Annotated in this window: 3 protein-coding genes; 1 reads left to right on the top strand and 2 read right to left on the bottom strand. The window is 38.5% G+C overall.

The window, feature by feature from the left end; genetic code table 11:
- Positions 1-213: 213 nt before the first annotated feature.
- Positions 214-1,218 carry a formylglycine-generating enzyme family protein gene (locus NL42_RS12525; RefSeq protein ID WP_461312991.1) on the top strand — a complete coding sequence of 335 codons (1,005 nt, stop codon included), beginning with the start codon at positions 214-216 and terminating at the stop codon, positions 1,216-1,218.
- A 2-nt stretch (positions 1,219-1,220) separates the two neighbouring features.
- On the opposite strand, the gene NL42_RS12520 is transcribed toward NL42_RS12525, so the two are convergent.
- Entirely contained in the window at positions 1,221-4,187 is a 2,967-nt protein-coding gene (locus tag NL42_RS12520; RefSeq protein WP_461312990.1) for an ATPase, read from the bottom strand.
- Positions 4,188-6,974, bottom strand: a complete 2,787-nt coding sequence (locus NL42_RS12515) for a DUF2345 domain-containing protein (protein WP_461312989.1) — start codon at positions 6,972-6,974, stop codon at positions 4,188-4,190.
- Positions 6,975-7,039: the final 65 nt, after the last annotated feature.

Genomic DNA, 7,039 nt, shown 5'->3' with positions numbered 1-7,039 from the left:
TATAGATTCCTCTTTTGAATAGCCAATTGGTTAACGCTTAATTCCCCAAAGCAACCTAATCTATCTTTCAATTATAAAAGATCTGGGTTCATTTTAATTTTTCGTAACTATAATGATTATTCACTGAGTTGAATAACAAAACCGCTCTTTATATCTTTCACTTCTCTTACTAAAATAGTTTCATCAATATTCAACCTAATGATTTCCCACAAAATGATGAAACGGAATATAGCTGTTGTTTTATTTTCAAGTCTTGCTTTAAGTGCTTGTGCTAAATCTAGTGAGACAAATCATAAATCATCAAAGCCCTCACCAGAACTTCAGCAAAAAATTCAGCAATTGGTTGAAAAAACCAAAAAGAATATGATCTTTGTTGAAGGTGGTAGCTACCTAATGGGTGATTTTGGACTAGTAACACCAGAATTAGAAAAAATGGCTCCAAATAGTATGGCGGTGAAAAATCCCAAAGCTAATACTGAAAAACCCAATAACCAGCCTTTCTCCCCTGGGGACAATAATAAAACCCTGCATAAAGTCACGCTTAACAGCTTCAATATGAATGCTTATAAAACAACGTTAGAAGACTTTAATATTTTTACAGCAGCCACTGGACAAAATGAGAGTCCAGATAATAAACGATATAATCAGCAAATTGCTCACGAAGTAGCGACTGGTATGGGTTGGCAGCAAGCCAAAGACTACTGTCAATGGTTGGGACAGCAAGTCGGCACTCCAATGGATTTACCTACTGAAGCTCAATGGGAATATGTAGCTCGAAATAAAGGGCAATATACTCTATTTGCAACCAATACAGGCCATATTGAAGAAGGGAAAAACTTATGGAGTATGGAACAATACGATCAATATATTGAGAAAAACAGCCCCTCTACTGCCGTAAACATTCCTGTTCTAGGGCAAACACCCCCGAATCCTCTGGGTTTTTATGATCTTGTTACCAATAATTATGAATGGATGAATGATTGGTACAATAAAGATTACTATAAGCACTCACCTACTGATAACCCAACAGGACCTAAAACAGGAACTGAAAAAGTATTACGCAGTACCTCGCCAATGGGAGCAGATAACCTGATGATGGCTGATGGATTAAATATAGCTAGAACTAAAGCTTTACCAACTCCAAATGAGGAAAGTAAAACCAAGTATCGTTTATATTCTGCCCGTTGCGTCGCGAATGTTCAGCAACCTATAAAATAAATTTAAACCATATATGAATCATCTGAGTTTTGTTCATAATTTGCAGCAATAAATAGTTCTGCATCAGTACCATCTACAGCAATAGACGGTACTGATTCTGTATTTAAAGCAATTAAAGTATCAGCATTGATAATACGTGGTTGTTCAGCCATTTTTTCTCTTAATTTCTCTAATTCTCTAGGATTATTCATTGGTGCTTTTTCATGTAAAGGAATAGTTTTTACGATTTTAGAGCGTAATTTTTCGTATTGCTCCACATATTCACTACCACGTCCAATAGTATCCGAATTAAGAGCATATTTTTTAACAAAATCACTAGCTCTTGACCAAAACCCATCATGAAAATATACCAATAATTGTTTTTCTAAGTTTTGAATACTCTGTTGCGATTTCGCCCCTCTCAATGACATCCTCTGAAGCACGTTAAACCACTCATCTTCAGTTACTATAGTTTCGAAAATTGCAAGTACCGCTTCTTTATGTGTAGGTAAAAAAGGGCTAATTCCTGTTTTAGGCATATCAGCAGCATGTGTATATTCACTATGCCTTGTCATTTGATAAATTAGCATTCCTTTAGCATTTGGGGTAGCCATTTTTAACCAATCCGGTTGACGTTTAATTTTATTTGCTAAATCGACAGATGTTTTTGCAATAGAGTATTTTGCGTTAAATGTTTCAAACTCCCCTGCGATATCAGTTAAAACTTTTGCTGTTAATGAATCACTACCTAATGCAATTACAGCCAACTGGCTTAAATTAGCAAATGCGTCTTTTGCAATAAAACCCAACAGGGTAAATTGAGCTCGTAAAAGTTGATAATGCACCCATCGTAATACTTCAAGAACTTGGCTAAAATCAATAACAAAATCTAGCGCTCCTTTTGCCCCCAACCCAACACATAAAGCGGCTTTTGCTCTAAAACGGAATTGGTTTCGTTCTAACCAGTAAAATAATTTAAAATTAACACCCGCCCCTAAGCCTGCACTTACAGCAAAATCGACAGCTAAGCTCGCTAAAGGTTTAAAATCTTTAGCTTCAGGTGAAAGCCACTGGAACTCTCCAGATGGTTTGATTCCCGCTTCAGCACCAGCAAAAGCTTCAATTTGCCCCTCAGAACTTGCACCACTACCAGGAATAATGGTTTCATCTCGATCCATTGGCACAAATCTTGGACGGTTTTCTCCCATATTATTGGAGAGTGAAGGATTTCGATTTCTTCTACCATTAGCAGCTAATTGTTGCTGCCCATTTTTACTATAGCTTATCTCTAAACCGATCCCCGCAGCCACTTTTGCACCTGCAAAACCGTAGAGTTCCATACCAATAATAAATCGGAATGCACCTAGATCGATATCATCAAAGTTCAACATCCAACCTTTATCACATGGAATTACATAGGTGGTTTTTGCCTTCCCTTCAAATAACACTAGTTTGCCTTGAGCATTAACATTCGCCTTAGCATTCACCTCACCACTTTCGGGCTTCCAGCTCGCACTTGTCGATAAGCCAGCGCCACCAACACACCTTAACCATTGTGATTGAATATCAACCGTTAAGTTATCTGAAAGCTTAATTTGTTCGACAAAACCTGCACTAAAAGCGGAGAAATCCCAAACCTTAGTTCCCGTTTGCTTGGAATATTTCGCAAGATCTAAACTAACTTTTTTAAATTCATTATGAATAGTCTCTTGGTTAATTTTCTTAAAGTCTTGTTTTATATCTTTAAGTTTCTTTAACTCCGTCCCTAAAACCGTTACCTTAAAGCTCTCTTTGTTTTTTTTCTTTTGCTGTAACTGCATATATCGGTCAGTACGCAGATACCGACGTCTGAAATCAAACTCTTGCGTGTTACCATTTGGATTTTTCTTTTGACGTGCTTCAAAAGTAATGACTTCTGTTAGATCAGCCGCTTTTTTAAAGTTTTTATTTAGCTCCTCTTCGATCTTTTTCTCTGCTTCTTTTATTTCTTCTTCTGCTTTTTTAACATTAGAAACACTACCAGATTTTATTGCTTCTGCTAATTTATTTTTAGCATCAAAAGAGTTTCCAAATAACTTGTCTAGTTTTGAGCTTTCCTTTTCAAACTCAGCATAATCCTCTGCTGAAAGAACTATCATTTCCTCTCGATGCATGTTTAAAATAACAGGCGGTTTTCCATTGCCCTGCAAAGTTACTGTCGTATTCTTATCTTGCTTTGTTATCTTCGCAACAGACTTCAACTGTACAGTGACATAATTCTTTTTACTCATAGTTGCAAAATGCTGTATGTCTTTTTTATCTGGTTGGGCAGATATATTTACGAATTTAAATTTTACAAATATAACCTCACCTTTTGGTGAATATAAAGGTGGAGTAAAACCATTTTTATCTACAACACTCATTTTGACATTAGGTAAATTAATTTTCTTTTCCTTACCGTCTTTGTCAAAAGTAAAAGTTTCAAATGGAATATTATCAGTTAGTTTAGTCCCCCTAAATCCTTCTATTTTATAGCGATAATATTGTTTTATTTGATATTCTATAGTAGTGATTCCTTGCTTTTCTTCTTTTATATGGAGACCTGAACTACCATTAATATTAATGGCTTTCTCCCACTCCGAATCCTTTCTTTTAATCCAAAGATCATACTCACCAACTGGCAGATGCATTTCTTTAGTAAAACCTTTCATATCAGTTTTAGCTTCTCGGTTCTGACTCAAGCTTGGACCTTCGTGTACATCTTTATACTTTGCCATATTTTGGGCAATCGTCTGAGCTGGAATAGGTTTATTCTTATAAATGGAGTTCAAATCCAACGGCTGCACAAGAGGCTTAGGATTCTTAGCACTTCCTGTGGCTATTGCTAGTTTATTAACCTGTCCTGGCCGTTTTCCCTTTTCAGTTACAGAATAATCCATTCCATGGCAAGCGATCGTATCATTATCAGACAATACATTAATAAATAACTTTAATTTAATCTTATTCATCATTTATTCTTCTTCAAAAGTTACAAAACCATCATGAACGTGATCTTCTAAGCTAATTTGGATTTGCTGAGGGCCCTTAGTTGTGATCTTCTGTGTTTTACCTTGACCATCTGTCACACCACTGACCATTTCCCCATTCGGTAAAATCATTAAATATTTTTTATTTTTCAATGGATTTCCATCCATATCTTTAGCTATATAAGTTAAATGGTAATCTGGCAACATTGCCAATTCTGGATTTTTCGTTGCCACCTTGGCTCCGCCCATAAATAAATGCTGCCCAGCCTTCACCTCAAGCTTCCCCCCTGTGACAGGGAAAATACCCGAACCATTCAACTTAACTTGAGACCCATTTGCAGTCAGATTAATTTCAGTTGGACTAGTAATAAAAACCGTGTCTTCGGTTGAAGTAATTTGCACGCCCTTTCGAGCAATCACATCTAAGGCATCACCTTGAGCCTGAATTTCTACTTTGCCCTGGCCAGCAAAAAGCCGAGCACCGTCTTGAGCGGCAAATAGGCTTATTTTTTGGCTCGCATGACTTACTATATTCTTTTGCGTACTGATATTAATGCTATCTCCAGCACTTTGAGTAAGCTGACCATTTGCACTGAAATGTATATCTTCATTGCTACTTACAGCAATACTTTTTGGAGATGCCAACACCATTACCGCTGATTGAAACTCAGCAGCCTTTTTAGGATCTTCTTGTTTAAGAATTTCTAAGAAAGTCTGAATATTCTCAAGCATATCTAACGGGTCAGTTTGCTGATTTTTAGCCACTTCACTGAGTGCTTTAGCATTGTTCAGACCGCCTTCTATTTGTTGCTTAGCTTCATTTGCGTCTAGATGTACACCTTGAGCTTGCTCCTGTTTGTGGGTACTAATGAGTAAGCCACTTCCCGCTCTGACTGCACCCCACTGATCAGTTCTGAGTTCGAAACCTTCACCACGGCCATCACTTTCCGCCTTGTCTTTTGGATGGCTTAAGTTACCCAAGTTGAGTTGGCTTGCCACATGGCTACTTTGTAGCTGGGCACTGATTTGCCCTGTGGTGTCATCAAAACGTAGTTGGTTAAAACCTTTACCATCGACTTCTTCTGAGCGGATGCCGCTGAGCTTTTTGGTGTCAGGTAGCTGGCCTTTTTGGTCAAATTGGGTTGGGTGGCGTTCGGCTTCGTGAATACGCCCCACCACAAACGGACGGTCAATATTGCCGTCAAAGAAGTCGATGACCACGATCTCACCTACACGTGGCAAGAACCGCGCTCCATAACCCTCGCCTGCCCAAGGAGTCAGTACATCGACCCAAGCCGAGTCGGTATCATTGTCGTTACCTCCTGCTCCCCCATCATGGCTATGGTCATCAGTTCGGGTAAACAGAAAACGGACTTTAATGCGTCCCCATTGGTCAACATGGATACTTTCACCTTCCAAGCCCACCACTCTAGCGCGCTGTGGGTAAGCTACTGGTCGGTGCTCGAGCGGATTATACTCAGGAACAGTTTTAATATTTCTACGCGACAAAATGAGCTGATTACCCTGACGTTCAGTCTGGTCGTTTAGCCCTGATTGATTGTTTTGCCATTGGCTTTGACTAAAAAGTTGATTGATTTGTTGCTGCAAATCTTTAGGCAAATTATTTTGCAAATAGAAGCTTTTGCCAATAATCAGAAACTCTTTGTCTGACCCGCTATGCGCATCTATTTCTGGATGTTCATTAAGTTCAAACCAATAACCAACCTGCGCATCACGTACTGTGGTTTGTGCACGGAAGTATTTCGATTGAGATGCATAATAATCGGATAGATTTTGGTTGAGTTTTTCTAGCTGCTGGTGACCCGATGCGGTGGCTTGATCTTCACCGTTTAAATCTTGCATCCAAGCAGGACTCATGTGCCATGCCTGCTCCAGACTTAAACTTGCATTATCCTGATTAGCACTATAACTATGCTTTGACTGAACACTCCCCATGCCTTCTTCTTGACTTAAGGCATCAGCCTGCCAGCGTTGCACATGCACGGCTGTAGATTGCAAGTTTCGAGTTGGCACGAGGCTCGTCATACTATCTTGTTGTTCAACTGCGCTACTACGGTGATAACGGATATTTCTTCGGTCTAATACTAAATATGATTCATTATTATCAATTAAACGTAATTTTTGCGGTTGAATCTCATCCGAGCTATCAGTGGCAAACAACTGAGCTTCATCAATTAACCAGTTAATGCCTTCACTACGCCAAAGTCGGGTTAAAAAATCATAATCCGTTTCATTACTTTGCATAACAAAAGGTCGAACATCGTAGTTTTCAGTTAAACTTTTTAAATCTAAAGTTAAGCTAGACGCAAACAATGGGCTTTTGTTCTGCCATTCTGTAAATAGAATTTCAGTGGTATCCCGTACACTTTTATTCATAAACACACGGCTATTGCGGCGTTTATGCCATAGCGCGGTCGGATCTTGTAATCTCAGTTTATACAATGTTAATGAACCATCACTCTGCCCCTGACTGGCTTCGGTAATAATTCCCATAGTTCTGAATAATTGTCCATGATCAGTTACCTGATCGACTGCAACCTGACAACCAATAAGTTGTTTTAATGAAATATGCGCATTAGTAGAGAGACAAAATAGATCGGCAGCCAGCCCTTCATTTAACTGATGCTGCCCTTCAATACTTTGTAAAAAGACTTGAGTATTCAACGATGGATTAGAAAACTGAACATGAAGTACGCGTTTTTGCGAGCTAATACCCAAATCTTCTAGAATTCTATGTATATGAGATAACATCTTTTTATGAAAATTTTGTCAGGATTGGCATTATTCTATAAAATACAGACACATCTGTCTATTTT

It is taken from the genome of Acinetobacter sp. GN11 (genome assembly GCF_054823985.1).
Note: the sequence above shows the minus strand (reverse complement) of the source record. Positions and strands in the feature narration are given on the sequence as shown.

Coding starts and splice junctions, on each gene's coding strand:
- NL42_RS12515 (WP_461312989.1), bottom strand. CDS start 6,974: ATGTTATCTCATATACATAGAATTCTAGAAGATTTGGGTATTAGCTCG.
- NL42_RS12525 (WP_461312991.1), top strand. CDS start 214: ATGATGAAACGGAATATAGCTGTTGTTTTATTTTCAAGTCTTGCTTTA.
- NL42_RS12520 (WP_461312990.1), bottom strand. CDS start 4,187: ATGATGAATAAGATTAAATTAAAGTTATTTATTAATGTATTGTCTGAT.